The organism is Devosia sp. T2-14 (genome assembly GCF_055397495.1).
Genome location: NZ_AP027921.1, coordinates 1,494,794 through 1,521,602 on the forward strand (window position 1 = coordinate 1,494,794; position 26,809 = coordinate 1,521,602).

The window sequence follows — 26,809 nt, forward strand, 5'->3', positions numbered from 1 at the left end:
GGGCTGGTCTGCTGTGCGGCCTTCCTTTTGTCTCCGGCCTATGCTCTATCCGCGCTCATGGCCGCAGCTCCTCTTCTTTCGCTTCAGAATATCCATTTGACTTTCGGTGGCACGACGCTGCTCGAAAGCGCCGAACTGATTGTCTCGCCCGGCCAGCGCATCGCGCTGGTGGGACGCAATGGTTCGGGCAAGTCCACCCTGCTCAAGATCGCCGCCGGCGATGTGCAGCATGACGGCGGGGTGCGCTTTGTTGAACCCAGCGCCACCGTGCGCTATCTGCCGCAGGAGCCGGACCTGTCGGCCTACGCCACGACGCTCGAATATGTCGAAGCAGGCCTTGGGCCGGGCGACGATGACTATCGTGCGCAGTATCTCCTGAATTCGCTGGGCCTGACCGGCGAGGAGAATCCGAAGAACCTGTCGGGTGGCGAAGGCCGCCGGGCGGCGCTGGCGCGCGTGCTGGCCCCCAGGCCCGATATCCTGCTGCTCGACGAGCCGACCAACCATCTGGATCTGCCCGCCATCGAGTGGTTACAGTCGGAACTCAATTCCATGCGCTCGGCCATGGTGCTGATCAGCCACGACCGGCGCTTCCTGTCCGATCTCACCCGCGCCACGGTGTGGCTCGATCGCGGAGTGACCCGTCGCCTCGACAAGGGCTTCTCGGCCTTTGAAGGCTGGCGTGACCAGGTGCTCGAGGAAGAAGAGCGCGACCGCCACAAGCTTGATCGCCAGATCGTCCGCGAAGAGCATTGGCTGCGCTATGGCGTGACGGCGCGCCGCAAGCGCAATGTGGGGCGCCTTGAACGCCTTGGTAACCTCCGCCAGGAGCGCCGCGAACAGCGCCGGGTGACCGGTGGCGTCAACATGCAGGTGTCCGAGGGCCGCACGTCAGGCGCCTTGGTGGTCGAGGCCGAGCACATCGTGAAGGCCTTTGGCCCTCGCATGATCGTCAACGACTTCTCGACCCGCGTGCTGCGCGGCGACCGGATCGGCATTGTTGGCCCCAATGGTGCCGGCAAGTCTACCTTGATCAAGATGCTGACCGGCATTCTTGCGCCCGACAGCGGCACCATTAAGCTCGGTTCGGCGCTTGAGCTGGCCATGCTCGACCAGGGTCGCGCCAAGCTGCAGCCCGAAACGCGCCTCAAGGATGCGCTGACCGGCGGCGGCAGCGACACCATCATCATCAATGGCGAAGGCCGCCACGTCATCGGCTACATGAAGGACTTCCTGTTCACGCCCGAGCAGGCCAATACCCCGATCGGCAAGTTGTCTGGCGGCGAGCGCGCCCGCGTCATGCTGGCCCATGCGCTGTCGCTACCGTCGAACTTCCTGGTGCTCGACGAGCCGACCAACGACCTCGACCTCGAAACACTCGACCTGCTCGAAGAGATGGTATCGGACTATGCCGGCACCGTGATCGTGGTCAGCCACGACCGTGACTTCCTCGACCGGGTCGCCACCTCGATCGTGATCGCCGAGGGCGATGGCCTGTGGCAGGAATATGCTGGCGGCTATTCCGACATGGTCGCGCAGCGCGGCGAGGGCGTTAACGCGCGTGAAGCCGTCACCAAGGCCCACCGCCCCGGCAAGACAGCTTTGGCCCAGACCACGGCGGCCACGGGCAAGCGCAAGATGAGCTTCAAGGAAAAGCACGCGCTCGAAACGCTGCCGAAGGAAATCAACAAGCTCGAAGATGAGATCAAGACGATCAACGCCCTGTTGGCCGATCCCAACTTCTACACCCGCGACCCAGCCGGCTTTGCCGCCAAGTCCCAGACCTTGATGGAAACCGAAGCCAAGCGTGCCGCGGCCGAAGAAACCTGGCTGGAGCTGGAACTGCTGCGCGAAGAGCTCGAAGGCTAAGAGACGTTTGTGGCGGGGCAGTGCCCCCGTCAGTCCTTCCAGTCGAACCTGGGTGTGGCCACATATTGAAGATCGTCCGGCGCTTCGCCGGCGATCCGGCGCAGGATGAGCCGGCCCATAACGCGGCCGGCGTCGACGAAATCCTCGAATACCGTCTCTGCGCCCGGCTGGAACTGGGCGAACATTTCCGACGCCTGCTTGGAAACGACATGGGCTGATTTGCCCACCACCTTGCCGCTGTCGTTGAGCCCGCCAATTACCGCCAGCGCCGAAACTTCCGAAGCGCAGACATAGCCATCGGGCCCATCGGGACGCTTGGTGCGCTTCATCACATAGGTGCGGATGGCGTCGGTGGGGCTGTTGAGGTTGACGTCGGCGGCAAATTCATAGGCCACCCCGGTTTCCTGCGCGGCACGCGCCACGCCACTCTTGAGGTGGTCCGTATAGGTCAGCGCGCTGTCGGGCAGGATGATCGAGACCTTCTTGCAGCCCTTCTGCACCAGGCGCTTCACCGCGCCATAGGCATAGCTCTCGTTGTCGAAGTCGACCGACGGGTGCTTCTCGGGCCAGTTGGTGCGGCCATGACTAACAAAGGGAAAGTCGTTGTCGATCAGGAAGCGGATGCGTTCGTCAAAGCTCTCGGCCTTGGAGAACACCACGCCATCGGCCATGCGATTGCGCACGATATGCTTGATCGGCTCGATCGGTTCGACATTGCGGAACAGCGGGGTGATGACGATGTGGTAGGCCGTGTTGCGCACTGCCTCGGTCAGCCCGGTGACGATCGAGGAGCCGAAGCCGTAGATCTGCTCGTCCGGCTCGAGCACCAGCGCGATCACATTGGTGCGGCCCGTCTTGAGGCGTAGGGCGGCGCGGTCGGGCAGGTAGCCGATTTCGGCGGCGATCTTCTGCACGCGGTCGCGCGTTTCCTGGGCCAGTTCGGGGGCGTTGTTGAGCGCGCGCGAAATCGTGGTGACGGCAAAACCCGTCATCTGGGCAATGGTCTTGAGTGTTGGTTTGCCGGATGGCTTGACGCCGCGTTTGCCTTTGGCAACTACGGGTACGTCGTCTTCGGACACTTCTAATTACCCCTCGGGCCGCGGTTGTTCCGCGTTAGCATCTTGGCTGTTGCAAGAACTTAGGCTCAAACCACAACAGATTGTCCAGCCCAGTTCAAGCCGCTCAAGAGTCGCAACCCCTTGATGTGCGTGCCTCAAATCACAGTTTTCGCGTATCGCCGCGATGCGACCAAAGTTGGGCAGGTTTTTTTCTATTTTCTGCAATCTGGGGTCGATCACTGCCTAGCAATTGAAACCAAACGCTCCTATCTTGCCCTCACTGCATCGGTAAGAGCCGATGCTTGGTCGTTCAACCCGCAGGAGAGGAAAGACGATGCCAACATCGAAGACCTTCACCACACATGCCGGTTGTTCGCTCGTAGTACGCACCCAGCATGCCTCCAAACGCTGGCAAGGGATCTGTCGCTCGAAACGAATGTGACCGCTGTCACGCCTTCGTCTCACACTCTCGATAGAACCCCAGTGTTGCCGGCCAGGATGCAAGCTCCCTTGCTCCATCGATGGCCTGTCGCAATGCTCAAGTGGAGCATACATCCATGTTGGAAAGCAGACTCACCAGGGCTTCGGCCCACAAGCCAATTGTCATAGAAGTCGCCGGTGAACCGCTCGGCGTCGTGGTCCCGCACGGCGAGGGCTATCGGTTCCTCGCGGTGAAGCTCCCGGCTTTTGCCGTCGATGGCCAGCAGTTCGAAACCGTCGAAAAGGCGCATTTCGCCGTGTCGCAGGCCATCCGCAAGGGCGGCGCCGACGCCGCCTGAGACGGCGTCGTTGCCTCAATCATCATTGGTGGCATTGAGCTCTTCGGGACGCTTGCCTTCGTCGCCCGGCGCCTCCTGCGCCAGCGCGGCTTCGATGGCTGTTGCCAGCGCCTCGATGTCGACAGGGCTGATGGCAGCTGTCGCCTGCCGGACCAGTTCGGCCCGGGCGGCGTCAGCAATGATGCGGCGGCGGTCGGCCGTGGGTCTAGCCATTTCCATCAATGGAAATCCCGCCCTGGTCGACCCGCACTTCGATGCCGGGCCGCGCCTGCTGTTGCTGGTAGCTATAGATCCCAAAGCCGACGACCGCGACCAGCAGAATGGCGATCACGGCGTATAGTCCATTGCGACTCATAGAAAAACTCCTGACGCTGATACGTCAGGACAACGCGCCAGAGCGGCTGGAGTTCACTCCTGCGCGGCGATGGTGCGTAGCGCCATGACAAAGGCGGTGATGCCGATGGCGATCGCCCCCGAATTGTCGATGATGATTGGATCGATGCCGCTGGGCACGGGTGCGGCTTCGCGCGCCAGCCGGGCGGTGATCTGGTCGGCGCTTTCGCGCCCTTGCAGTGTCAGCCTTTCTGCCCGGCGCGAAATTTCGGCCGAGATCAGCACGACGGCGCAGGCGGGATATTTGGCGCGCGCCTCGGCGACCACATGGCGCGAGACATTGGCGACGACGACCTTGCCCAGGGCCAGATCGGTATCAAGGCTCAGCGGCAGCGCGTAGCGCAGGTTGTGCGCGTCCCAGCTGAGTGCGAAACGTCCGCCCTCGTCCATCTGCTGAAAAACGTCGGCGGCGATCGCATCATGCTCTTCCTGCTCGAAATCGGTGGCCTGGGTCACCAGCCGCCGCACGAACACGAAGCGCTTGTCATTGCCCAGGGCATGGCTCGCGCCTCGGATCAACGTGTCCTTCCCAACGCCCGAGGGGCCAACGACCAGAACCAGTGTGCCGAGCGGTCGCGCCATGATATCAGCTCACCCGCACGCCTTGCCGCCACACCCCGCGCACCACGGGCAGGTGGCCAACCATCCGCACCCGCACCAGATCGGCCCGTTTGCCCAGGGCAATTTCGCCCCGGTCATCGAGGCCGGCAGCACGCGCCGGATTGGAGGTCACTGTCGCCAGGGCCTCATGGAGCGCGAGGCCATCGACGCGCTGCGGCAGCATGAAGACCGCTTGCAGAAGGGCGTAAGGAACGTAGTCTGAGCTCAGGATATCGAGCAGGCCCGCCCGCACCAGGTCGGTGGCCGAGATGTTGCCCGAGTGGGATTTGCCGCGCACCACATTGGGGGCGCCCATCAGAATGGCGAGACCCGCGTCATGGGCGGCAGCCGCGGCTTCCAGCGTGGTGGGAAATTCGGAAATGGCGATGCCATCGGCGATCGCCTCCTCCACATGCAGCAGGGTCGTATCGTCATGGCTGGCGATGGGCAGGTTCAGTGCGCGCGCGCCCGCAATGATATGGGCACGATTGGGCGCCGAATAGCGGTCGTGCTCGGCCTGGCGCGCATCGAGATAGGCATCGAGTTCGGCCTGGTTGCGGCCCATCTTGTCCTTGTAGAACCGCTTGTAATCTTCGAGCGAACGGAACTGCCGCTGACCCGGCGTGTGATCCATCACCGAGGCCAGTCGCACCTGCTCGTGGCTGGCATAGGTGTCGAAATGCTCGATCACGTCATGGGCGGGCAGTTCGCAGCGCAGATGCACGAAGTGTTCGGCCCGCAGCCAGCCTTGCTCGCGGCCTGCGGCGATGGCGCTGGTCAGCTGTTCGATATGGGGGCCCATTTCGGGCAGGTCCGGGTCCGATCCGATGCGAACGGCATCGAAGACCGTGGTGATGCCCGAGCCGCTGATCTGCACGTCGTGGGCGTGCAGCGCTGCCATGGCGTCCCAGAACACACCGGGCCGGGGGCGATAGTGGTTTTCGAGGTGGTCGGTATGCAGTTCGACAAGCCCGGCAATCAGGTAGTCGCCTTCGAGATCCTCACCGGTGCCCGCAGCGCCGCTGTCGATGCTGCTGATCTGACCATCCTTGACGTTGATGCTGCCGGATATGACCTCGTCGCCCAGAACGATCCGGGCATTGCGGAAACCTGTCGGCTGCATCAGGCAGTCACTCCCAGCTTGAAATCGCCCACCCGGCGGAATGGCTTGCCGGGCTTGGGTTCGTGGAACAGCGAAAGGCGATCCAGCAGCACGGGCTCGTCGAGTGCGGGAGCAAACCAGGTTTCGGCCGCCCGCGTAATGTCATGCGCATCGGCCTCGGCGAGCCGGTCAGTCAGCGTCATGTGAAACTGGAACTGTTCGAACACGTAGGGATAGCCATAGCCATCGAGCAGTTCGAGCTGCCGATCGCTCAGCCCGCGAGCAGCGCGCGCCGCACGGTCCTTGATGGTCATCGGCGCTCGGAAGCTGTCGAAGTCCTCTACCACGTGGGCGGCGAAATCCTGCAGCGCTTCATTCTCGCCATCGACCAGCAGCGCCAGGAACCCCTCGATCGGGGCAATCTTGAGCCGGCCCAGGTCGATGGGCTCGTGCCGGGCGGCAAACTCGGCCAGCAGCTCGCGCAGGGCCGCCTCCGACGCGCCTTCGGCCAGCACCATCGGTGCCTTCAGCGTGGCGTGAAAGCCATAGCGATTGGCCGATTGGGTGAGGTTGAGCAGCCGGTTGCGGTCGATGCCGGCCACCGGGCCATTGATGAAATCGCCATTGCTCGCATCACGACCCAGCCAGGTCGATGCGCGCTCCCACAGATTGCTGGTGGCGGATGGGGCAAAGTAGATCGCGAATCGTTCTGCCATCGGGGCTCCTTGCCTGTGCCGCTACCCATATTGTGTGTCGCTCGTTTGACAACTGCAATTGGGTCTCCATGCTGGCTACCCTTGCCTGCACCGAATCGCAAGCCGAGAGAAATCATGGACCGCGCCCTGCTCGAACAGATGTTCCGCCAAGCCGTGCATCAGGCGCAGCCGGCTCTCGCCGTGCGCCGGCACCTGCCCGAGCGCCCCAGTGGCCGCACGGTGGTCATTGGCGCCGGCAAGGCTTCCGCCCAGATGGCGCGGGCTTTCGAGGATGCCTGGGATGGCCCGCTCAGCGGCTTGGTGGTGACGCGCTACGGCTATGCCGAGCCCTGCCAGCAGATCGAAATTGTCGAGGCTGCCCACCCGGTGCCGGATGAAGCCGGGTTTCTTGCCGCGCGCCGCATCATGGAAAAAGTGTCCGGCCTCGGTCCCAACGATCTTGTCGTGGCGCTGATCTCGGGCGGCGGGTCGGCCCTGTTGCCCGCACCCGCGCCGGGGCTGACTTTCGATGATGAGCAGGCGATCAACCGGGCCTTGTTGGCCTCTGGCGCGCCGATTTCGGTGATGAACCTCATTCGCAATCAGTTCTCGACCATCAAAGGCGGGCGGCTCGCCGCGCATTGTGCGCCGGCGCGCGTCGCCACGCTCGTCGTCTCCGACGTGCCGGGGGATGACCCGGCTCTGGTCGCCTCCGGCCCCACCATTCCGCTGGGCGGCACGCGCGAGCTGGCGCGCAAATATGCCAATCTCTACCACCTCGACCTGCCACCCCATGCCCGCGACCTGCTTGCCGGCGATGACAATCTGGCGCCGCGGCCGGGCGATCCGGTATTTGCCAATCACACTGTGCAGACCATCGCTTCGGCTGCCCTGTCGCTGGAGGCCGCGGCCGATGTGGCGCGGGCGCGGGGCGTTGCATCCGCCATCCTCTCTGACTCCATCGAGGGAGAAGCGCGCGATGTGGCGCAGGTTCACGCGGCCTTGGCGCGGGAGATTGCCCAGCGCAACCGGCCTTTCGCCAAGCCGGTCGTACTGCTCTCGGGCGGTGAGACCACGGTGACCTTGCGCGGCAAGGGCAGGGGCGGGCGCAATGCCGAATTCCTGCTGGCTCTGGCCATTGCCATCGACGGGCTGGAGGGGATTGCGGCCCTGGCAGCCGACACCGACGGTATCGATGGCTCAGAGGACAATGCCGGCGCCTTTGCCGATGGCACGACGGCGACCCGCCTGCGCAAGGCGGGAATTGATCCGCTGGTGGCACTGTCCAACAACGACGCCTACAGCGCCTTTGCGGCGATTGGCGACCTGCTGGTGACCGGCCCGACCGGCACCAATGTCAATGACTTCCGGGCGATCATCATTCGCTAGCAAATAATCATACAATTAGACTTGGCAGCGCCAGTGGGCTCTGTTCTAACCGCTTTCGTCTTCATCATGGGAGCCGGGGATGGCCAGACGAAAGATCGCGGTGATTGGCGTGGGCAAGATCGCCACGGACCAGCATCTGCCGGTCATCGATCATTCCGAAGACTTCGAGCTGGCCGCGACCGTCTCAACCCGGGGCGTCAGCCACAACGGCCTGCCGGTTTTCACCACTCCTGCCGAACTCTATGCCGCCATGCCCGAGGTGGGGCTGGTGTCGATCTGCACGCCCCCCGGCATTCGCCATCAATATGTCCGCGAGGCGCTCGACGCCGGCAAGGATGTGATGATGGAAAAGCCGCCCACCACCACCATTTCCGAGCTCGACGATCTCGTCGCGCACGCCCGGGCTCTCGATCGGGTGCTCTACCAGACCTGGCACAGCCAATATAACGCCGCGGTGGATCGCACCAAGGCGATCCTGGCCGAGCAGGGGGTGCGGACCTTGCGCATCGACTGGCGCGAGAGCGCGCGCAAATGGCATCCCGGTCAGGATTGGGTCTGGGAGCCGGGTGGCTTCGGTGTCTGCGATCCGGGCATCAATGCGCTCTCGATCCTCACCAAGATCATGCCCTTCCCGGTTTTCGTGGCCAGCTCCAGGCTGACTTTCCCAGCTAATCGGCAGGCGCCGGTCGATGCCGAGATCGGTTTCAAGTCCGGTCAGCTGCACCAGCCCGCGCTCTCGGCAGGGTTCAATTGGCTCGAGGAGGATGGCGAGGTCTGGACTGTCCGGATCGAGACGGGCACCGGCAATGTGCTCCTGCTCGAACAGGGCGGTCGCTCCCTCAACATCAATGGCGAATTGGTGCTGCGCAATGATGATCGCGAGTATGCGGCCATGTACGAGCATTTCGCCGACCTGCTTGATCGCCGCCAGAGCGATGTCGACGCCGCACCTCTGCGCTTGATGTGCGACGTCTTTTTCCTTGCTGCCCGCCACAATGGGCCGGATTTCGACTGGTAGTCTTCCCGCCTAGTGCCCAGCGTCGGTGAGCAGCTTCAGGTCCGCTTCACTCAGTTTCAGGCGTACGCCGCGCGCGAGGCTGCGCACCTGTTCCACCGAGGTCGCCGAGGCGATCGGGGCGGTGACGCCGGGCTGGGCGACGAGCCAGGCCAGCGAGACCTCGGCCGGCGTCGCGTCATTGCTTTTGCTCACCTGGTCGAGCGCCGCCAATATGGCCTGTCCCTTGGCGTCGAGATATCGGGCCATGCCACCGCCGCGCGGCGACTTCCCCAGATCGGCCTCGCCGCGATACTTGCCGGTAAGAAAACCCGAGGCGAGGCTGTAATAGACCACGGCGCCTAGCTCGTTCTCGATCACGGTGTCGCGCAGCGCGTCGAATTCGGCCCGGTCATAGAGATTGAAACGGGGCTGGATCACCTCGTAGCGCGGCAGTGACTTGATGACGGCGGTTTCCTGTGCCGCCTTGAGCATGTCCGCTGTGTAATTCGAGGCGCCGAGCGCGCGCACCTTGCCGGCGCGGACCATGGGGTCATAGGCGCCCAGCGTTTCCTCGTGGCTGGTTTCGGCATCGGGCCAGTGGCTGAAATAGACGTCGACATAGTCGGTCTGCAGGCGCCCCAGAGACGCTTCCAGCGCCGGGGCAACGTGTTCCGCGTTCAGTCCGCCCGGTTTCTTGCCCGAGTTCACCTTGGTCATGATGTGCATGTCGGCGCGGTTGCCGCGCGCTTTCATCCAGTTGCCGATAATCGTCTCGCTCCGGCCCGGCGGATTGCCCGGCACCCAGTTGGGATAGCCTTCCGCCGTGTCGATGGCGCTGAAACCCTCTTCGACAAAGGCGTCCAGAATGGCGAAACCGGCCTTTTCGTCCACGGTCCAGCCGAAGACGTTGCCGCCCAGCACAAGCGGCTCAATCACGATTTCACTGCGTCCCAGGGGGCGGCGGTCCATATTGCATCTCCATTATGATGTGAAAGCTAAACGTCCCCGGCTGCGATCGGTTCGCGCGGGGCTGTCATCCCTGGGGCTCGATGAGGTCCCACTTGTTGCCATAGAGGTCTTCGAATACGGCCACCCAGCCATAGGCCTCGTGCCGGGGCGCTTCGAGAAACCGCACGCCGCGCTCCACCATGGCGGCGTGGTCGCGCTCAAAATGCGTCGTATTGAGAAAAAACATCACACGGCCGCCACCCTGATTGCCGACCGCCGCGCGCTGGCTCCCGCCATCGGCGCGAGCCAGCAGCAAATGCGCGCCGGCTTTGCCCGGCGGGGCAACCAGAACCCAGCGCTTGCCGCCACCAAGCTCAGTATCGGCGATCAGCTCGAAACCTAGCTTTTCGCAGTAAAATGCGATGGCATCATCATATTCAGCGACGAGTAGTGTGACAGTAGCAATCGTTTGGCTCATCTGCTCATGGATCACCAGCCTTCGTCCGGGGTCAAGTCAGCAAGCGGGTGCCGAACGGTTCAATTGGAAAGCGTCCAATTCTGTGGATGGACGTTTCCTTGGTCATCTGATTGACCAAATGGTCAGAGTCACCCATTGCGCTCCCGCAGATTCTAAGCTTTGTTGGCCCCCAAGCCCCGGTTGGCAATCCGGGTGCGTGATAAAATGGGAGACAACAGCCATGAAATTGATGAAGACGCTTCTGGCGGCGTCGGCGGTAATCGCACTGACCGCTGGGGCCGCTCAGGCCAAGACGCTGGTCTACTGCTCGGAAGGTTCGCCCGAAGGCTTTGACCCTGCACCCTACACGGCCGGCACCACGTTCGACGCGTCCTCGCGTCCGATCTATAACCGTCTGGTTCAGTTCACCAAGGGTTCTTCGGCGACCGAGCCCGGCCTGGCCGAGAGCTATGACGTCTCCGAAGACGGCACGGAATACACGTTCCACCTGCGCAAGGGCGTGAAGTTCCACACCACCGACTACTTCACCCCGACCCGCGAGTTCAACGCTGACGACGTGCTGTTCAGCTTCGAGCGCCAGTGGAAGTCCGATCACCCGTGGAATGCCTACACGGCCGGCATTTCCTGGGAATACTTCAACTCGATGTCGATGGGCGACCTGCTCTCCAACATCGAGAAGATCGACGACTACACCGTCAAGTTCACCCTGACCCGTCCTGAAGCGCCGTTCATCGCCAACATGGCAATGGACTTCGCGTCGATCATGTCGGCTGAATATGCTGACCAGCTCGCCGCTGCCGGCACGATGGACCAGCTCAACCAGCAGCCGATCGGCACTGGTCCGTTCCAGTTCGTCAACTACCAGCAGGACGCAGCGATCCGCTACTCGTCCTTCGACGACTACTGGGGTGGCGTGCAGCCGCTCGACGACCTGGTCTTTGCCATCACCACCGATCCGGCTGTCCGTCTGCAGAAGCTGCAGGCCGGCGAATGCCACGTGATGCCATATCCGAACCCGGCTGACCTCGACACCATCCGTGGTGATGCGAACCTGCAGCTGATGGAACAGGAAGGCCTCAACGTCGGCTACCTCGCCTACAACACGATCGTGGCGCCGTTTGACAACGTGAAGGTCCGCAAGGCCCTCAACATGGCTGTCGACAAGAAGGCCATCGTCGAAGCCGTGTTCAACGGCAACGCGACCGTCGCCATCAACCCGATCCCGCCGACCATCTGGTCCTACAACACCTCGGTCGTCGACGATCCGTATGATCCGGAAGCTGCCAAGGCCCTGCTGGCCGAAGCTGGTGTTGAAAACCTCAACATGAAGGTCTGGGCAATGCCGGTTTCGCGTCCGTATAACCCGGATGCACGCCGCATGGCCGAAATGATCCAGGCTGACTACGCCGCCGTTGGCGTGACCGCCGAGATCGTGTCGATGGAATGGGGTGAGTACCTCGCCCAGTCGCTGCTGCCCGACCGCGATGGCGCTGTGCTGCTCGGCTGGACCGGCGACAATGGCGATCCGGACAACTTCCTCGCTGTTCTGCTTGGTTGCGACGCCGTTGGTTCGGCTAACCGCGCCCAGTGGTGCAACGAAGAGTTCGACGCTCTGATCCAGAAGGCCAAGGTCACCTCTGACCAGGCTGAACGTACCGCTCTCTATGAAGAAGCCCAGGTCGTGTTCAAGCGCGAAGCCCCATGGCTGACCATTGCACACTCTGTCGTCTTCATGCCGATGAGCAACAAGGTCACTGGCTATATCATGGACCCCAAGGGCACCCACGCCTTTGACGGCGTCGACATCACTGAATAGTCTTTAATGACACGCGAGAGCGGCGCTACGGCGCCGCTCTTTGCTAACGGATAGCATCAATGATCCGCTTTCTTCTGCACCGCCTGCTGCTGATCGTGCCGACCTTCATCGGCATCACCATCCTCGCTTTTGCCTTTGTTCGTGTCCTGCCCGGCGACCCCGTTCTGCTGATTGCGGGCGAACGCGGCGTCTCGCCCGAGCGCTATCAGATGCTGCTCGAGCAATTCGGCTACAACCGGCCGATCTGGGAACAGTACTGGAACTACCTCACCGGTATTTTCCAAGGCGATTTCGGCACCTCCGTATCCACCAAGCGCCCGGTGATCCGGGACTTCCTGACGCTCTTCCCGGCGACGGTGGAACTCTCGTTCTTTGCCATTACCTTTGCCGTGCTGCTGGGCATTCCCGCCGGCATCATCGCGGCCGTCAAGCGCGGCTCCTGGCTCGATCAGACCCTGATGGGGACCGCTCTTGTCGGCTATTCCATGCCGATCTTCTGGCTGGGTCTGCTGCTGATCATCTTCTTCTCGGGCACGCTCGGCTGGACCCCGGTCTCGGGCCGCATCGACCTGCTGTATTTCTTCCCGCCGGTCACCGGCTTCATGACCATCGACGCGCTGCTATCGGGTCAGTCCGGCGCCTTCACCTCGGCGGTTCGCCACCTGATCCTGCCCACGGTGACGCTGGGCACCATTCCGCTGGCGATCATTGCTCGCCAGACGCGTTCGGCCATGCTCGAAGTGTTGGGCGACGATTACGTCCGCACGGCCCGCGCCAAGGGCCTCGCGCCCTCGCGGGTGGTCGGCGTCCACGCTTTGCGCAATGCGCTGATCCCTGTGGTCACCACCATTGGCCTGCAGGTCGGCGTGATGATGGCTGGCGCCATCCTCACTGAGACTATCTTCTCCTGGCCCGGCATCGGCAAGTGGATGATCGACGCAATATCCCGTCGCGACTATCCGGTCGTGCAGGCGGGCCTGCTGCTGATCGCGCTGATCGTCATGGCGGTCAATCTCATCGTTGATGTGCTTTACGGCCTCATCAATCCCCGTATCCGGCATCGATAGGAGGCAGTTATGTCCAATTCTGTCACCGTCGCCGATCCCAATGCGGCGCCCAAGATCAGCAAGCTGATCGCGCTGCGTGAGTTTTGGTATTATTTCTCGGTCAATCGCGGCGCGGTCATTGGCCTCGTCGTGTTCATCCTGCTCGTCCTGATGGCACTCTTCGCCAACTGGATCGCTCCGCATTCGCCGATCCAGCAATATCGCGATGCGCTGCTGGTGCCGCCATCCTGGCTGCCCGGCGGGCGTCCCGAATTCCTGCTCGGCACCGATGCCGTGGGTCGCGATATCCTTTCGCGCCTCATCCATGGCTCGCAATATTCGCTGCTGATCGGCGCCGTGGTGGTGACCATCGCGCTGAGCGTCGGCATCGTGGTCGGGCTCATCGCCGGCTATGCCGGCGGCTGGATCGATACCTTCCTGATGCGCCTGATGGACCTCATCCTGGCCTTCCCCTCGCTGCTGCTGGCCCTGGTGCTGGTGGCCATTCTGGGGCCGGGCCTGATCAATATGATGATCGCCATCGCGTTGGTGCTGCAGCCGCACTTCGTGCGCCTCACGCGCTCGGCGGTGCTGGGTGAAATCGGCAAGGATTACGTGACTTCGGCCCGCGTGGCCGGCGCTGGCCACTTCCGGCTGATGTTCAAGACCATCCTGCCAAACTGCCTTGCACCGCTCATCGTGCAGGCAACGCTCAGCTTCTCGAGCGCCATCCTCGACGCTGCCGCCCTGGGCTTCCTCGGCCTTGGCGCCCAGCCGCCGACGCCCGAATGGGGCACCATGCTCGCCGAAGCGCGCCAGTTCATCCTGCGCGCCTGGTGGGTGGTGACCTTCCCGGGTCTGGCCATCCTGATTACGGTTCTGGCGATCAACCTCGTGGGCGACGGGCTGCGCGATGCGCTCGATCCCAAGCTCAAGAGGAGCTGAGACAATGGCTCTGCTTGAAATCAAGAACCTCACCGTCTCCTTTGACACCTCCCTCGGCCTGTTCAAGGCGGTGGACGGGATCGACGTGTCGGTCGACGAACGCGAAGTGCTCGCCATCGTGGGCGAAAGCGGCTCTGGCAAATCTGTCGCCATGCTGGCGGTGATGGGCTTGTTGCCGGGCACGGCAACGGTCACCGCCGACAAGATGGAGTTCGAAGGCAAGGACCTGCTGGCGATGAGCCCGCAGGAGAAGCGTCGGATTATCGGCAAGGAGATCTCGATGATCTTCCAGGAGCCGGTGGCCAGCCTCAATCCCTGCTTCACCATCGGCTTCCAGATCGAGGAAGTACTCAACCGCCATATGGGCCTCACCGGCAAGGCGGCGCGGGCGCGCACCATCGAACTGCTCAAGCTTGTGGGCATCAAGGATGGCGCCGACCGACTTGGCGCTTTCCCTCACCAGATGAGCGGTGGCCAGTGCCAGCGCGTGATGATCGCCATGGCGATCGCCTGCAATCCCAAGCTCCTGATCGCCGACGAGCCGACCACTGCGCTCGACGTGACCATCCAGAAGCAGATCCTGGACCTGCTGGTGCAGCTTCAGGTCGATACCGGCATGGGGCTCATCATGATCACCCATGACATGGGCGTCGTGGCCGAAACCGCCGACCGCGTCATCGTGCAATACAAGGGGCACAAGATGGAGGAGGCCGACGTGCTGACTCTGTTCGAAAACCCCAAGTCCAACTACACCCGCGCCCTGCTCTCCGCCCTACCGGAAAATGCAGTGGGCGATCGGTTGCCGACGGTGGCCGATTTCAACTTTGCTTCTGAAGTGGAGGCCGGCCAATGACGACACCCGTCCTCGAAGTGCGCAATCTCAAGCGCGACTATGTCAGCTCCGGCGGCCTGTTCCGTCCGGCCAAGGTGGTCCATGCCGTCAAGGGCGTGAACTTCAAGCTCGAAAAGGGCCGCACCCTTGCCGTGGTTGGCGAAAGCGGCTGTGGCAAGTCCACGCTCGCCCGCATGATCACCCTGATCGACCAGCAGACCTCGGGCGATATCCTGATCGACGGCGAAACCGTGGACTCGCGCCACGGGGTCTCCAAGGCGATGCGCCAGAAGGTGCAGATCGTTTTCCAGAACCCCTATGGCTCGCTCAATCCGCGCCAGAAGATCGGTGAGGTCCTGGCCGAGCCACTGCTGCTCAATACCAATATGGGCTCCGACGAGCGGCGGCAGAAAGCCATGCAGATGCTGCTCAAGGTGGGCCTGGGTCCCGAGCACTTCAATCGCTATCCGCACATGTTCTCGGGTGGCCAGCGCCAGCGTATCGCCATCGCGCGGGCGCTGATGCTCAACCCCAGCTTCCTCGTGCTGGACGAGCCGGTTTCCGCGCTCGACCTCAGCGTACAGGCGCAGATTCTCAACCTGCTCAAGGATCTGCAGGACGAGTTCGGCCTGACCTACGTATTCATCAGCCACGATCTGTCAGTCGTTCGTTATATCGCTGACGAAGTCATGGTGATGTATTTCGGCGATGTGGTGGAACACGGCACGCGCGACGAAGTGTTCAACAATCCGCAGCACGCCTACACGCAGACCCTGTTTGCCGCGACGCCTAATTCCAGCGTCGCCAGCATCAAGGAACGTCTGGCCCGCAAGGCCGCCACTGCGGCCTAGCCCTTTGCCCCCTCCCTGCGGGGAGGGGGCTTCCGGCTCTAGTCGGTCAGCGTCACGCGCCGTCCCGCCTTCGATGACGCCATCATGGCTTCGATCAACCGCTGAACCTGCAGCGCCGAACGCCCGTTCGAAAGGGGCCGACGGTCATTGCGCACGGCGTCAGCGAATTCGGCAATCTGGGCCGCGTGCCAATCGAAGGGAAACGCCATCGGATCGGCCCCGCTGCCGCTCTGGCTCACTTCGCCCTCGGTAATGGTCTGGCCCGCCATGGTTCTTATCGTCAGATTGCCCGCGGTCAGCGTGGCGCTGGCCTCCGCGAAATTGATCGTTAGGCTTTCCGGCCCGCCGGGGAAATTGGCCGTCGTCGCCATCACCGCCCCCACTGCGCCATTCGCGAATTCGATGCCGGCCGAAACGAAATCCTCGGTTTCCATCCGGTGCAGGCGCGTCGTGCGGGCCATCGCGGTCACGGCCTCCACCCTGCCGCAAAGGCTCAGCATCAGGTCGAGCGAGTGGATGGCCTGGGTGATGAGCACCCCGCCGCCATCCTGCGCCAGCGAGCCCCGGCCCGGCTGGTCGTAATAGCCCGCCTGTGGGCGCCACCAGGGTACGCTCAGGTGCACCGCTTCAATCGGGCCGTAACGCTCTTCGGCCACGGCCTCTGCTAGATAGCGCGATGCCTTGCGGAAGCGATGTTGGAACATCACGCCCAGTTTCACCCCGGCGGCCTCGGTCAGGTCCACTAGTTGCGTCGCCGCGGTCACGGTGCGTTCCAGCGGCTTTTCCATCAGCACATGTTTGCCCGCCTTGGCGGCCGCGGCCACGATCGCCTCGCGCGCATTGGGCGGCGTCAGCACCAGAATGGCGTCGACGCGCGGATCAGCCAGCAGGGCCTCATAGCTGTCGGCCTGGGCAAAGCCATAGGCCTCGCAAAACGCAGCCCGCTTGGCCGCGTCCCGGCGGTAGACGCCGATGACAGCGATGTCCTTGCTCAGCGATTGCAGTGCCAGCGCGTGCGGCTTGGCGGCCATGCCTGCCCCGACCACGCCAATCCCGAACCGCCCCTTGTCGTCCCCCATGCCCCTCGCTCCCCCGCTTTGGCTTTTGGGGTGATCAATGCCCTACGGGGACGCCTTTGAGAAGCGGGTTGCTGTTGCGCCAGGCCTGGGTTTGCAGGAACACTTCGAGATCGGCGCTGCTCAGCGGGCGGGACAGCGCGTAGCCCTGAAGGATATCGCAGCCCAGGTCACGCAGGATGGCGGCGTGTTCCATGGTCTCGACGCCCTCGGCCACCACCTCTATCCCCATCGATTTGCCGATCTCCACGATCGACGCCAGCAGCTGCCGCTGCGCCGGGTCGGTCAGAATGGGGTTGACCAGTTGCCGGTCGATCTTGAGGCGGGTCGGGCGCAGCTTCTGCAAGGAAACGATCGAGGCATAGCCGGTGCCGAAATCGTCGATCTCGACGTCGATGCCCATGTCCTTGATCTGGTCGATGTTCCACCCGACGATGTCGTCGCGCTCGTCGAGATAGATGGATTCAACCAGCTCGAACGACAGCCGCCCCGGCTGGATGTCGAGCTGCTTGAGGCCGCCGATCAGGTCCTCGTCGTTGAGTCGGCGCAGCGAGACATTGACCGAGGCGCGCGGCACGCTGAGCCCCATATCGTCCCAGCGGCGCAGGGCCGCCAGCGACTGCTCAAGCATGAGCCGGTCGATCGTCGCGACCACATTGAGTTCCTCGGCCGTGCCCAGGAAGCTGTCGGGGGCCTTGAGCCCCTCGGTGGGATGCTCCCAGCGCGCCAGCGCCTCGACGCCCACCACGTCAAGGGTCTTCGCGTCAAACTGGGGCTGGAACCAGGCCACAAATTCGTTCCGCTCGATGCCGTTCAGGATTTCATCGGCGACCCGCTTGGTGTTGACCACCTCCGCCTGCAGCGCGTCCGAGAAGAACTCGTAGCGATTGCGGCCGCGTGCCTTGGCCCGGTAGAGCGCGATGTCGGCATTGATCAGCAACCGCTTGACGTCGATGCTGCCCCCGGTGCGCGCGGCAATGCCGATGCTGACGCCAAACCGACAAAGGTGCCCCTCAAAGCTCACCGGCTGGCGCATCTTCTGCACGAAGCGCTCGGCAAGCGTCGCAAGCTGGTCGTCGCCATCGCCTGCCGTGGTGAGCACGACGAATTCGTCGCCCCCGATGCGGGCCACGAAGTCAGTTGGGGCGCAATTGTCGCGCAACACGCCCGCGGCGTGGATCAGCATGGCATCGCCAGCCGCATGGCCCAGCGTGTCGTTGATCTGCTTGAAGCGATCGAGGTCGATATGGAGCAGCGCGACGCTGCCGCTGTCCTGGTAGCCGAATTCGGCATGCCGGCGCAGCATCTCGTCGAGATAGCGGCGGTTGGGGAGGCCGGTTAGGCTGTCATGCAGGGCGTTGTGCTCGATGCGCACGCGCACCGCTTCGAGCTGCTGGTTGCGCGCCTCGGTGAGCTGGGTGGCGCGCCGTAGCGCCTCGTTGCGCTCCACGTCGGCGGTCACGTCCCAGTTGACGCCCAAAATCTTGCGATGTCCGTCGCTGCCCAGATAGACGGTGCCCAGCGAGCGCACATGGCGCACCGAACCATCGCCGTGGCGCGCCCGGAATTCCGAGAGATAGCGGCCGGTCTCGATCCCCCGCGCAAAATCGGCCTGCGCCGCTGAAAGGTCATCGGGATGCAGCGCATCGCGCCAGTGGGTGTAGTCGCGCATCCCGCCATCCACTGGCAGGCCATAAAGCTGATTCATCCGGTCGTCCCAGACCAGATCGCGCGTTTCGATGTCCATTTCCCAGACGCCGACCTGCGAGGTTTCGAGCGCCAGGCCCAGGCGTCGGGAGAGCCGTTCCAGTTCGGCCTCGCGCGAGGTCAGTTCGCGGAAATGTGTCTGGCGCTCGCCGATGAGACGGGCGGTGATCAAGATCGGCAGCAGCACCAGCGCGCCCGCCGCAAAAATCGCCAGCCGCAGCGTCAGGCTGTTGCGCTCGGCGCCGCTCCAGCGGTCCTTGGGTACCGCGGCGATCTGCCAGGTGCCCGAGGGCAGCACGACATCGGCCACCACCGGATCAAACGCACTCAGGTCTTCGCCATAAAACCGCGTGCCCACACTGCCGGTCGCATCCCGGCCGGTGAGCGAAACGTCGATGCTGAGATGGATGTCGTTGAGCCCGCTTTCCTCGTAGAGCCGGTCGGCATCGACCACGGCCGATACCACGCCCCAGAATTGGGGAACTCCTTCGCGGTCAGTAAAGACCGGGAAGCGGCCGATGAACCCGCGCCCGCCCTGAACCAGATCGACCGGTCCGGCCAGCACCAACCGGCCGGTGTCGCGCGCGCGCAGCACCGCAGCGCGCTGCGCTTCATTGGTCCGGTAATCGAGCCCGATCGCCCGGTTGTTTTCCCCGGGCGGATAGACCATCGAGACCACGAGGTCAGGCGCCGCGGCGACCGATCGCAACTGGCTGGCGCCGCCGAACAGGGTGGAGCTGAGATCGGAGAAACGCTGCTGGCCCATATTCGGCTCGGTCGACAGCGTCGCGACCAAGCCCCGTACCAGTTGGATGTTGCTGTTGATATTGCCTTCGAGCTTGGCCCGGATCACCGCGACTTCCGACATCACGCCGGCGCGCATGCGCTCTTCATTGAGGATGTTGGTCTGACGGTCGAGAAACACCCCGCCTGCAACCAAAACAGCAAGCGCCATCACGGCTGGGAGTAAGATTGGACGCAGCCAACCCAGCCAGTGCTCCTGCCTATTTGTCGTGTACGCGCTCACTCAACCCGCCAAACCCATCCCGACCTTCTGGTCAGTAGGCCATTCATGGCGCGGCGGAATTAAAGGGGCCTTACGCCGCAGAACAACTGAACGGCGTGGTTAGCGCAATGCTAACGCCCGGCTTCGGTTTCCACCAGTTCGACGCCCGCCGTGGCGCAGAGCGCCCGGAACCGCTCGGAGGGGCAGTGGTCGGTCACGAAAGTGGCGATCTGGCCGATGCGCGCAATCCGCACCGGCGCCGAGCGAGCAAATTTGCTCTGGTCGGCCACGAGGATCACGTGGCGCGCATTGGCGATGATGGCTTGGGCCACCTTCACCTCGCGATAGTCATAGTCGAGCAAGGTGCCTTCCTCGTCGAGCGCCGAGGCCCCGATAATGGCGTAGTCGACCTTGAATTGGGAGAAAAACCCGGCCGCCGCCTCACCCACAATGCCGCCATCGGACGGGCGCACCACGCCGCCGGCAATCACCACCTCGAAGCGCGGATAGACGCGCATGCGGTTGGCGACGTTGATATTGTTCGTGATGACCAGCAGCCCGTCATGATCGAGCAGCGCCTGGCTGACCGCTTCGGTCGTGGTGCCGATATTGATGAACAGCGATGCATCATTGGGAATAAGCGCGGCCACGGCCTGCCCGATGGCATCCTTGGCGCCGGCTGCGATGCGACGGCGCGCTTCATATTCGAGGTTCTCGACGCCTGAGGGGAGGGTGGCGCCGCCATGCACCCGCGTCAGCAGGCGCTGGTCGCAGAGCTGGTTGAGGTCCTTGCGGATGGTCTGCACCGAAACGGCGAAATGGCCGGATAATTGCTCGACGGTGACCCGGTTATGCAGCCGGGCGATTTCGAGAATGGCCGCATGCCGTTCGGTGGCGTCGATCATTATGGCGTCAAACCTCTTCGAGTTCGATCAGCGTGCCATCAAAGTCCTTGGGGTGCAAAAACAGCACCGGCTTGCCATGGGCGCCAATCTTGGGTGTGCCATCGCCTAGCACGCGCGCCCCGCCCGCCGCCAGCGTTGCGGCCGCCGCGGCAATGTCGGCCACCTCGAAACAGATGTGGTGCATGCCCCCATTGGGGTTCTTGGTGAGGAATGCCGCTATCGGCGAGTCCTCGCCCAGTGGCTCCAGCAGCTCCACCTTGCTGTTGCCGGTATCGATGAACACCACGGTCACGCCATGCTCTGGCAAGGCCTGCGGCTGGCCGACATGAGCGCCGAGTAGATCGCGGTATTTGCTGGCCGCCGCACCAAGATCTGAGACGGCGATGGCGATGTGATTGATGCGCCCGATCATCGATTGCTGAGCCTTCCCTCGATCTGGCTGAGCACCGAAAAGGCGGCGCTGAGCACATTGGTGCCGGGGCCGAAAATACCGGCGACGCCAGCCTGGTAAAGGAAGTCGTAATCCTGCTCAGGGATGACCCCGCCCACCACCACCGTAACATCGCCCAGGGCCCGGGCCGACAGCGCCGCGATCAGTTCGGGCACCAATGTCTTGTGTCCTGCGGCCAGCGAGGAAACGCCCACCGCATCGACCTTGAGCTCGTCGACATGGTTGGCCACTTCATCGGCGGTTTCGAAAAGGTCGCCCATATGCACGTTGAAGCCCAAATCGGCAAAGGCCGAAGCGATGATCTTGGCGCCGCGATCGTGGCCATCCTGTCCCATCTTGGCGATGAAGATCGAAGGCGCGCGGCCCCGCGCCGCCTTGAAGGTGTCGATGCGGTTGCTGATGGCCGAGAATTCGGGGTCGTCGCCATAGCCACCGGCATAGACGCCCGAAATCACCCGGGTGATGGCCGAGTGGCGACCGAACACGTCTTCCATGGCAGCGGAAATCTCGCCCAGCGTGGCGCGGGCCCGTGCGGCTTCGATGGCGGCTTCGAGCAGGTTGCCCTCATCCTTGGCCGCATATTCCCGCAGCGCCGCCAGCATCGACTGACACTTGGCCTCGTCGCGGCCGGCGCGGATGCGCTGCAGCTGTGCTACCTGCTCGGCACGCACCTTGGCATTGTCGATCTCGCGTACCTCGATGCCCTCTTCGCTGTCGAGCCGATAGCGATTAACCCCTACGATCACGTCTTCCCCGCGGTCGACGCGCGCCTGGCGCAAGGCAGCAGCGCGTTCGATTTCGAGCTTGGGCCCGCCCGATTGCACCGCCTTGGTCATGCCGCCCGCCATCTCGGCCTCGCCGATCAGGATCTTGGCGCCCTCCACCAGTTCGCGCGTCAGGGCCTCGACATAATAGGAGCCGCCAAGCGGATCGACGACGTCGGTAATGCGGCTTTCATGCTGCAGAATTAGTTGGGTATTGCGTGCGATGCGGCTCGAAAACTCGGTGGGCAGCGCAATGGCTTCGTCGAAGGAATTGGTATGGAGGCTCTGCGTGCCCCCCAGGGTCGCCGCCAGCGCTTCGATCGTGGTGCGCACGATATTGTTGTGCGGGTCCTGCTCGGTCAGCGACACGCCCGAGGTCTGGCAATGGGTGCGCAGCATCTTGGAGCGCGGGTCTTTAGCCCCCAGACCGGTCATGATCTCGCTCCACAGCTGGCGCGCGGCGCGCAGCTTCGAGACTTCGAGAAAGAAGTTCATGCCGATGCCGAAAAAGAAGCTCAGCCGCCCGGCAAAGGCATCGATATCGAGCCCGCGCGCCTGCGCCGCCCGCACATATTCCATGCCGTCGGCCAGCGTATAGGCCAGCTCCTGCACCGCCGTCGCTCCGGCCTCGTGCATATGATAGCCCGAGATGGAAATCGAGTTGAACTTGGGCATGTGGCGGGCGGTATGGGCGATGATATCGCCGACAATCCGCATGCTGGGTTCGGGCGGATAGATATAGGTGTTGCGGACCATGAACTCCTTGAGAATGTCGTTCTGGATGGTCCCGTCGAGCTTGGCCTGCGGCACGCCCTGTTCTTCGGCCGCGACGATGAACATGGCCAGCACCGGGATGACGGCACCATTCATGGTCATCGACACGCTCATCTGATCGAGCGGGATGCCGTCAAACAGCACCTTCATGTCCTCGACGCTGTCGATGGCCACGCCCGCCTTGCCCACATCGCCGGTGACGCGCGGATGGTCGCTGTCATAGCCGCGATGGGTGGCCAGATCGAAAGCGACGGACAGCCCCTTCTGCCCCTTTTCCAGCGCCTGCCGATAAAAGGCATTGCTCTCCCGCGCCGTTGAAAATCCGGCATATTGCCGGATCGTCCAGGGCCGGTTGGCATACATCGTTGCCCGTACGCCGCGGGTAAACGGTTCTTGGCCAGGAATTTCCGCATCGTCGCCAAAGTAGACCGGTTTGACGGGAATGCCGCCATAGTCGCGGTTTAGCGACGACAGTGAAGTATCCCGCAACTCCTTCTGCGCCAGCGCGGCCCAGTGGGCGAAGTTCGACTTGTCGCTCATCACACCGCCTCGAACTCAAGGATCACCTGATCCACTGCCAGCACCGCGCCGGGCACGGCATGCACCTTGCTCACCCGGGCGCGCTTTTCGGCCTTCAGCACGTTTTCCATCTTCATGGCCTCAACGATCGCCAGCGGCTGGCCATCCTCCACGATGTCGCCCTCGGCCACGTCGATCCGCACCACCTGGCCCGGCATCGGGCACAGCAGGAACCGGCTCATATCGGGCGGCACCTTGATCGGCATATGCCTGAGATATTGCGCGGTGTGCGGTCGCAGCACCAGCACCTTGAGATCGGCCCCGCGATAGCGGATGCGGAAGCCCGACGTGGTCGGCGTGACCTTCATCACGGCCTCACGGCCATCACTGCGCACCAGCCGCGCCAGCGTTTCGCCGGGGTGCCAGTGCAGCTGCATGGGCGCGTCGTTGACCACGGTCTCGAGCCCGCGCTGATGCAGGCTGACCGCATGCGCCGCCTCGCCGATCTGCACATGCCAATCCGAGGCGGTGGCAGTACCCGTCCGCCGCTGCTCGCGCCGGGCCATCATGATGGCGCTGGCATCAACCACGTCGGCCAGCTGCGCCGCATTGAGCGCCGCTCCGGCAAAGCCCTCGGGAAATTCCTCGGCGATATAGCCGGTGGTCAGTGTGCCATCGCGAAAGCGCTGCTGGTCCATCACCGTCGAGAGGAAGGGCAGGTTGTTGCCAACGCCTTCCACCTCAAAACTGTCCAGCGCCACCGCCATCGCGTCGATGGCCTCCAGCCGCGTCGGCGCCCAGGTGCAGAGTTTTGCGATCATCGGATCGTAGAAGGTGGAGATTTCGCCCCCCTCGAACACGCCGGTATCATTGCGCACCGAGTCGGTTTCCGCCGGCGGCCGATAGCGCACCAGCCGCCCCGTCGATGGCAGGAAATTGCGATACGGATCCTCGGCATAAAGCCGGCTTTCGATGGCCCAGCCATTGCGCTGTACCTGGTCCTGGCTCAGCGGCAACTTCTCGCCATTGGCGACGCTCAGCATGAGTTCCACCAGATCTAGCCCGGTGATCAACTCGGTCACCGGATGCTCCACCTGCAGGCGCGTGTTCATCTCGAGGAAATAGAAGTTCCTGTTTCCATCAACGATGAACTCCACCGTGCCAGCACTAGTGTAACCAACCGCCTTGGCCAGCGCGACCGACTGCTCGCCCATCGCCTTTCGGGTCGACTCGTCGAGAAACGGCGAGGGCGCCTCCTCGATGACCTTCTGGTTGCGCCGCTGAATGGAGCATTCGCGCTCGTTGAGATAGAGCACGTTGCCGTGCTGATCGCCAATCAGCTGGATCTCGATATGGCGCGGCTCGGTGACGAATTTCTCGATGAAGATGCGATCGTCGCCAAACGAGGATGCGGCCTCGGATTTGCTGCGCTCAAAGCCCTCGCGCGCCTCCGCGTCGTTCCAGGCAATGCGCATGCCCTTGCCGCCGCCGCCGGCCGAGGCCTTGATCATCACCGGATAGCCGATTGACTGGCTGATGGTCACCGCATGCTCGGCGTCATCGATGAGCCCCATATGCCCGGGCACGGTCGAGACCCCGGCCTCTGCCGCCAGCTTCTTGGAGGTGATCTTGTCGCCCATGGCCTCAATCGCCTTGACCGGCGGCCCGACAAAGACGATCCCCGCCGCTTCCAGCGCCTCGGCAAACCGGGGATTTTCCGACAGGAACCCATAGCCCGGATGCACCGCCTGCGCCCCGGTCTCCCGGCACGCGGCAATGATCCTGTCTATCTGGAGATAGGAATCCTTGGCCGGCGACGCCCCGATATGCACGGCCTCATCAGCCATCCGCACATGCAGCGCCTCGCGGTCGGCATCGGAATAAACCGCCACCGTCGCAATGCCCATCTTCCTGGCGGTCTTGATAACCCGACAAGCAATCTCGCCCCGATTGGCGATGAGGAGTTTGGTGATCATGGAGTGGTGTCCGGTGGAACAACGCTGGCAGAGCTAATCGGTCCTGACATTCGGACGCGTGCGCCGTTCTTCACATGATCGATCATCTCCAACTCAGTAACTTCTATTTCCACGCGGTACTTTCCACCGGCATACTGATGCGGCGTGAGGATCTCGACCGAGCCGTCTTTGTGTTTTTTTGTGTACTGAATCTTCATGCTCGGGCTCCTCACAATGGAATATTATCGTGCTTCTTTTTCGGCATGCTGTGCTGCTTATGCCTTAGCGTTGAGAACGCCCTGATCACCCGGCGCCGCGTGCCGTGCGGCATGATCACGTCGTCGATGAAGCCGCGCTCGGCCGCCACAAACGGGTTGGCGAAGCGGGCTTCGTAGTCGGCGGTGCGCTGGGCGATCTTGTCCTTGTCGCCCAGTTCGGAGCGGTAGAGGATTTCCGTCGCGCCCTTGGCGCCCATCACGGCGATTTCCGCGGATGGCCAGGCATAATTCACGTCGGCCTTGATGTGCTTGGAGGCCATCACGTCATAGGCGCCGCCATAGGCCTTGCGGGTGATGACGGTCACCAGCGGCACGCTGGCTTCGGCATAGGCAAAGAGCAGCTTTGCGCCATGCTTGATGATGCCGCCATATTCCTGCGCCACGCCGGGCAGAAAGCCCGGCACGTCGACAAAGGTCAGGATGGGAATTTCAAAGCTGTCGCAGAAGCGGATGAAGCGCGCGGCTTTTTTGGATGCGTTGATGTCGAGGCACCCCGCCAGCACCAGCGGCTGGTTGGCGACGACGCCCACCGTTTCCCCATCGAGCCGGATGAAACCGATCAGGATATTGCCGGCATGGTCCTTCTGCAGTTCGAGGAAGTCGCCCTCGTCGGCGACCTTCTCGATCACCTCGCGCATGTCGTAGGGCTTGTTGGCGCTGTCGGGGATGATGGTGTCGAGGCTCGCATCGTCGCGCACGATCGGCTCATGCGTCGGCCGGCGCGGTGGCTTCTGCCCGGCGGCCAGCGGCAGGAAGCCAAACAGCCGTCGCACTTCCAGCAGCGTCTCGATGTCGTTTTCAAAGGCCGCGTCAGCCACCGAGGAGATTTTGGTGTGGGTCGAGGCTCCGCCCAGCTCTTCCTGGGTTACCGTCTCATTGGTGACGGTTTTGACCACGTCCGGCCCGGTCACGAACATGTAGCTGGTGTCTTTGACCATATAGATGAAGTCGGTCATGGCCGGAGAATACACCGCGCCACCGGCGCAGGGGCCCATGATCACCGATATCTGCGGCACCGCGCCCGAGGCCTGCACATTGCGCCAGAACACGTCGGCATAGCCGCCGAGGCTGGCCACGCCTTCCTGAATGCGGGCCCCGCCGGAATCGTTGAGCCCGATCACCGGCGCGCCGTTTTGCAGCGCCAGGTCCATGATCTTGCAGATTTTTTTGGCATGGGTTTCGCTCAGCGAGCCGCCGAACACGGTGAAATCCTGGCTGAACACATAGACCAGCCGCCCCTCGATCGTCCCCCAGCCGGTCACCACGCCATCGCCGGGAATGATGGTGTCGGCCATGTCGAAATCGGTCGCCCGATGGGTGACGAACATGTCGTATTCTTCAAAGCTGCCGGGATCGAGCAGCACGTCGAGCCGCTCGCGCGCCGTCAGCTTGCCCTTGCCATGCTGGGTGTCGATGCGGCGCTGCCCGCCGCCCAGTCGCGCCTGGGCGCGCTTGTCTTCGAGTTCGGCGATGATCTTTTGCATGCTTGGGCACTCCCGGTCGTGGCTGCAGACTATGTCAGCGCGTGCCGTGCCCCAAGTCTGCAAAAGACAGCAAAGGGCGGACCTGTTACATC

At 63.2% G+C, this 26,809-nt stretch carries 25 protein-coding genes; 9 read left to right on the forward strand and 16 right to left on the reverse strand.

The window, feature by feature from the left end:
* The first annotated feature begins 57 nt into the window (after window positions 1-57).
* On the forward strand, window positions 58-1,869 hold the full coding sequence (locus ACZ5WT_RS07455; RefSeq protein WP_464286738.1) for an ABC-F family ATP-binding cassette domain-containing protein: 1,812 nt from the start codon (window positions 58-60) through the stop codon (window positions 1,867-1,869).
* Between the two features lie 29 nt (window positions 1,870-1,898).
* Here the strand turns inward: ACZ5WT_RS07455 and ACZ5WT_RS07460 are convergent, their stop codons facing one another.
* Window positions 1,899-2,948 carry a LacI family transcriptional regulator gene (locus ACZ5WT_RS07460; RefSeq protein ID WP_464286739.1) on the reverse strand — a complete coding sequence of 350 codons (1,050 nt, stop codon included), beginning with the start codon at window positions 2,946-2,948 and terminating at the stop codon, window positions 1,899-1,901.
* 536 nt (window positions 2,949-3,484) lie between these two features.
* On the opposite strand from ACZ5WT_RS07460, the gene ACZ5WT_RS07465 reads away from it, so the two are divergent.
* Window positions 3,485-3,706, forward strand: a complete 222-nt coding sequence (locus ACZ5WT_RS07465; RefSeq protein WP_464286740.1) for a hypothetical protein — start codon at window positions 3,485-3,487, stop codon at window positions 3,704-3,706.
* A 15-nt stretch (window positions 3,707-3,721) separates the two neighbouring features.
* Here the strand turns inward: ACZ5WT_RS07465 and ACZ5WT_RS07470 are convergent, their stop codons facing one another.
* From ACZ5WT_RS07470 to ACZ5WT_RS07490, 5 genes are read right to left on the reverse strand one after another with little or no spacing between them, the layout of a single operon-like run.
* Window positions 3,722-3,925: a hypothetical protein gene (locus ACZ5WT_RS07470; RefSeq protein WP_464286741.1), complete on the reverse strand. Its 204-nt coding sequence runs from the start codon at window positions 3,923-3,925 to the stop codon at window positions 3,722-3,724.
* On the reverse strand, window positions 3,912-4,061 hold the full coding sequence (locus tag ACZ5WT_RS07475) for a hypothetical protein (protein ID WP_464286742.1): 150 nt from the start codon (window positions 4,059-4,061) through the stop codon (window positions 3,912-3,914). Before ACZ5WT_RS07475 ends, ACZ5WT_RS07470 begins: the two co-directional genes overlap by 14 nt.
* Window positions 4,062-4,114: 53 nt before the next feature.
* The gene (gene phnN, locus ACZ5WT_RS07480; protein ID WP_464286743.1) at window positions 4,115-4,681 is read right to left on the reverse strand and encodes a phosphonate metabolism protein/1,5-bisphosphokinase (PRPP-forming) PhnN; all 567 of its coding nucleotides are present in this window, start codon (window positions 4,679-4,681) and stop codon (window positions 4,115-4,117) included.
* Between the two features lie 4 nt (window positions 4,682-4,685).
* Window positions 4,686-5,822: an alpha-D-ribose 1-methylphosphonate 5-triphosphate diphosphatase gene (locus ACZ5WT_RS07485; protein ID WP_464286744.1), complete on the reverse strand. Its 1,137-nt coding sequence runs from the start codon at window positions 5,820-5,822 to the stop codon at window positions 4,686-4,688.
* Window positions 5,822-6,517 carry a DUF1045 domain-containing protein gene (locus ACZ5WT_RS07490; protein WP_464286745.1) on the reverse strand — a complete coding sequence of 232 codons (696 nt, stop codon included), beginning with the start codon at window positions 6,515-6,517 and terminating at the stop codon, window positions 5,822-5,824. Before ACZ5WT_RS07490 ends, ACZ5WT_RS07485 begins: the two co-directional genes overlap by 1 nt.
* 114 nt (window positions 6,518-6,631) lie before the next feature.
* Between ACZ5WT_RS07490 and ACZ5WT_RS07495 the strand changes: the two genes are divergently transcribed.
* Entirely contained in the window at window positions 6,632-7,885 is a 1,254-nt protein-coding gene (locus ACZ5WT_RS07495) for a glycerate kinase type-2 family protein (protein ID WP_464286746.1), read from the forward strand.
* A 79-nt stretch (window positions 7,886-7,964) separates the two neighbouring features.
* Complete coding sequence (locus ACZ5WT_RS07500; RefSeq protein ID WP_464286747.1) at window positions 7,965-8,903, forward strand: Gfo/Idh/MocA family protein; 939 nt, start codon at window positions 7,965-7,967, stop codon at window positions 8,901-8,903.
* A gap of 9 nt (window positions 8,904-8,912) precedes the next feature.
* On the opposite strand, the gene ACZ5WT_RS07505 is transcribed toward ACZ5WT_RS07500, so the two are convergent.
* Window positions 8,913-9,851 (reverse strand): aldo/keto reductase, encoded by a 939-nt coding sequence (locus tag ACZ5WT_RS07505; RefSeq protein ID WP_464286748.1) that lies wholly within the window; start codon window positions 9,849-9,851, stop codon window positions 8,913-8,915.
* A 64-nt stretch (window positions 9,852-9,915) separates the two neighbouring features.
* Window positions 9,916-10,308, reverse strand: coding sequence for a VOC family protein (locus tag ACZ5WT_RS07510; protein ID WP_464286749.1), 393 nt, complete (start codon window positions 10,306-10,308; stop codon window positions 9,916-9,918).
* A gap of 220 nt (window positions 10,309-10,528) precedes the next feature.
* On the opposite strand from ACZ5WT_RS07510, the gene ACZ5WT_RS07515 reads away from it, so the two are divergent.
* Genes ACZ5WT_RS07515 through ACZ5WT_RS07535 form a run of 5 tightly spaced genes read left to right on the forward strand, consistent with a single transcriptional unit; the run spans window position 10,529 to window position 15,798 of the window.
* A complete protein-coding gene (locus tag ACZ5WT_RS07515; protein WP_464286750.1) occupies window positions 10,529-12,124 on the forward strand; it encodes an ABC transporter substrate-binding protein in 1,596 nt (531 codons plus the stop codon).
* 59 nt (window positions 12,125-12,183) lie between these two features.
* Entirely contained in the window at window positions 12,184-13,191 is a 1,008-nt protein-coding gene (locus ACZ5WT_RS07520) for an ABC transporter permease subunit (protein ID WP_464286751.1), read from the forward strand.
* 9 nt (window positions 13,192-13,200) lie between these two features.
* A complete protein-coding gene (locus ACZ5WT_RS07525) occupies window positions 13,201-14,115 on the forward strand; it encodes an ABC transporter permease subunit (protein ID WP_464286752.1) in 915 nt (304 codons plus the stop codon).
* 4 nt (window positions 14,116-14,119) lie between these two features.
* Window positions 14,120-14,968 (forward strand): ABC transporter ATP-binding protein, encoded by an 849-nt coding sequence (locus ACZ5WT_RS07530; RefSeq protein WP_464286753.1) that lies wholly within the window; start codon window positions 14,120-14,122, stop codon window positions 14,966-14,968.
* Window positions 14,965-15,798, forward strand: coding sequence for a dipeptide ABC transporter ATP-binding protein (locus tag ACZ5WT_RS07535; RefSeq protein ID WP_464286754.1), 834 nt, complete (start codon window positions 14,965-14,967; stop codon window positions 15,796-15,798). The genes ACZ5WT_RS07530 and ACZ5WT_RS07535 overlap by 4 nt, the downstream gene beginning before the upstream one ends.
* A 38-nt stretch (window positions 15,799-15,836) precedes the next feature.
* Here the strand turns inward: ACZ5WT_RS07535 and ACZ5WT_RS07540 are convergent, their stop codons facing one another.
* The 8 genes from ACZ5WT_RS07540 to ACZ5WT_RS07575 form a co-directional block, all read right to left on the reverse strand.
* Window positions 15,837-16,877 (reverse strand): Gfo/Idh/MocA family protein, encoded by a 1,041-nt coding sequence (locus ACZ5WT_RS07540; RefSeq protein ID WP_464286755.1) that lies wholly within the window; start codon window positions 16,875-16,877, stop codon window positions 15,837-15,839.
* 34 nt (window positions 16,878-16,911) lie between these two features.
* A complete protein-coding gene (locus ACZ5WT_RS07545) occupies window positions 16,912-19,536 on the reverse strand; it encodes a bifunctional diguanylate cyclase/phosphodiesterase (protein ID WP_464286756.1) in 2,625 nt (874 codons plus the stop codon).
* Between the two features lie 182 nt (window positions 19,537-19,718).
* Window positions 19,719-20,492 (reverse strand): DeoR/GlpR family DNA-binding transcription regulator, encoded by a 774-nt coding sequence (locus ACZ5WT_RS07550; protein WP_464286757.1) that lies wholly within the window; start codon window positions 20,490-20,492, stop codon window positions 19,719-19,721.
* 7 nt (window positions 20,493-20,499) lie between these two features.
* On the reverse strand, window positions 20,500-20,904 hold the full coding sequence (gene mce / locus ACZ5WT_RS07555; protein ID WP_464286758.1) for a methylmalonyl-CoA epimerase: 405 nt from the start codon (window positions 20,902-20,904) through the stop codon (window positions 20,500-20,502).
* Window positions 20,901-23,021 (reverse strand): methylmalonyl-CoA mutase, encoded by a 2,121-nt coding sequence (scpA, locus tag ACZ5WT_RS07560; protein WP_464286759.1) that lies wholly within the window; start codon window positions 23,019-23,021, stop codon window positions 20,901-20,903. The genes mce and scpA overlap by 4 nt, the downstream gene beginning before the upstream one ends.
* Window positions 23,021-24,976: an acetyl-CoA carboxylase biotin carboxylase subunit gene (locus tag ACZ5WT_RS07565; RefSeq protein ID WP_464286760.1), complete on the reverse strand. Its 1,956-nt coding sequence runs from the start codon at window positions 24,974-24,976 to the stop codon at window positions 23,021-23,023. The genes scpA and ACZ5WT_RS07565 overlap by 1 nt, the downstream gene beginning before the upstream one ends.
* Window positions 24,973-25,173: a hypothetical protein gene (locus ACZ5WT_RS07570; RefSeq protein WP_464286761.1), complete on the reverse strand. Its 201-nt coding sequence runs from the start codon at window positions 25,171-25,173 to the stop codon at window positions 24,973-24,975. Before ACZ5WT_RS07570 ends, ACZ5WT_RS07565 begins: the two co-directional genes overlap by 4 nt.
* An 11-nt stretch (window positions 25,174-25,184) precedes the next feature.
* On the reverse strand, window positions 25,185-26,717 hold the full coding sequence (locus ACZ5WT_RS07575; protein ID WP_464286762.1) for an acyl-CoA carboxylase subunit beta: 1,533 nt from the start codon (window positions 26,715-26,717) through the stop codon (window positions 25,185-25,187).
* Between the last annotated feature and the right edge of the window lie 92 nt (window positions 26,718-26,809).

Excerpts from the sequence above, each read along its gene's own strand:
- ACZ5WT_RS07455 (WP_464286738.1), top strand. The coding sequence starts at position 58 with ATGGCCGCAGCTCCTCTTCTTTCGCTTCAGAATATCCATTTGACTTTC.
- ACZ5WT_RS07465 (WP_464286740.1), top strand. The coding sequence starts at position 3,485 with ATGTTGGAAAGCAGACTCACCAGGGCTTCGGCCCACAAGCCAATTGTC.
- ACZ5WT_RS07470 (WP_464286741.1), bottom strand. The coding sequence starts at position 3,925 with ATGGAAATGGCTAGACCCACGGCCGACCGCCGCCGCATCATTGCTGAC.
- ACZ5WT_RS07475 (WP_464286742.1), bottom strand. The coding sequence starts at position 4,061 with ATGAGTCGCAATGGACTATACGCCGTGATCGCCATTCTGCTGGTCGCG.
- phnN (WP_464286743.1), bottom strand. The coding sequence starts at position 4,681 with ATGGCGCGACCGCTCGGCACACTGGTTCTGGTCGTTGGCCCCTCGGGC.
- ACZ5WT_RS07485 (WP_464286744.1), bottom strand. The coding sequence starts at position 5,822 with ATGCAGCCGACAGGTTTCCGCAATGCCCGGATCGTTCTGGGCGACGAG.
- ACZ5WT_RS07490 (WP_464286745.1), bottom strand. The coding sequence starts at position 6,517 with ATGGCAGAACGATTCGCGATCTACTTTGCCCCATCCGCCACCAGCAAT.
- ACZ5WT_RS07495 (WP_464286746.1), top strand. The coding sequence starts at position 6,632 with ATGGACCGCGCCCTGCTCGAACAGATGTTCCGCCAAGCCGTGCATCAG.
- ACZ5WT_RS07500 (WP_464286747.1), top strand. The coding sequence starts at position 7,965 with ATGGCCAGACGAAAGATCGCGGTGATTGGCGTGGGCAAGATCGCCACG.
- ACZ5WT_RS07505 (WP_464286748.1), bottom strand. The coding sequence starts at position 9,851 with ATGGACCGCCGCCCCCTGGGACGCAGTGAAATCGTGATTGAGCCGCTT.
- ACZ5WT_RS07510 (WP_464286749.1), bottom strand. The coding sequence starts at position 10,308 with ATGAGCCAAACGATTGCTACTGTCACACTACTCGTCGCTGAATATGAT.
- ACZ5WT_RS07515 (WP_464286750.1), top strand. The coding sequence starts at position 10,529 with ATGAAATTGATGAAGACGCTTCTGGCGGCGTCGGCGGTAATCGCACTG.
- ACZ5WT_RS07520 (WP_464286751.1), top strand. The coding sequence starts at position 12,184 with ATGATCCGCTTTCTTCTGCACCGCCTGCTGCTGATCGTGCCGACCTTC.
- ACZ5WT_RS07525 (WP_464286752.1), top strand. The coding sequence starts at position 13,201 with ATGTCCAATTCTGTCACCGTCGCCGATCCCAATGCGGCGCCCAAGATC.
- ACZ5WT_RS07530 (WP_464286753.1), top strand. The coding sequence starts at position 14,120 with ATGGCTCTGCTTGAAATCAAGAACCTCACCGTCTCCTTTGACACCTCC.
- ACZ5WT_RS07535 (WP_464286754.1), top strand. The coding sequence starts at position 14,965 with ATGACGACACCCGTCCTCGAAGTGCGCAATCTCAAGCGCGACTATGTC.
- ACZ5WT_RS07540 (WP_464286755.1), bottom strand. The coding sequence starts at position 16,877 with ATGGGGGACGACAAGGGGCGGTTCGGGATTGGCGTGGTCGGGGCAGGC.
- ACZ5WT_RS07545 (WP_464286756.1), bottom strand. The coding sequence starts at position 19,536 with ATGGCGCTTGCTGTTTTGGTTGCAGGCGGGGTGTTTCTCGACCGTCAG.
- ACZ5WT_RS07550 (WP_464286757.1), bottom strand. The coding sequence starts at position 20,492 with ATGATCGACGCCACCGAACGGCATGCGGCCATTCTCGAAATCGCCCGG.
- mce (WP_464286758.1), bottom strand. The coding sequence starts at position 20,904 with ATGATCGGGCGCATCAATCACATCGCCATCGCCGTCTCAGATCTTGGT.
- scpA (WP_464286759.1), bottom strand. The coding sequence starts at position 23,021 with ATGAGCGACAAGTCGAACTTCGCCCACTGGGCCGCGCTGGCGCAGAAG.
- ACZ5WT_RS07565 (WP_464286760.1), bottom strand. The coding sequence starts at position 24,976 with ATGATCACCAAACTCCTCATCGCCAATCGGGGCGAGATTGCTTGTCGG.
- ACZ5WT_RS07570 (WP_464286761.1), bottom strand. The coding sequence starts at position 25,173 with ATGAAGATTCAGTACACAAAAAAACACAAAGACGGCTCGGTCGAGATC.
- ACZ5WT_RS07575 (WP_464286762.1), bottom strand. The coding sequence starts at position 26,717 with ATGCAAAAGATCATCGCCGAACTCGAAGACAAGCGCGCCCAGGCGCGA.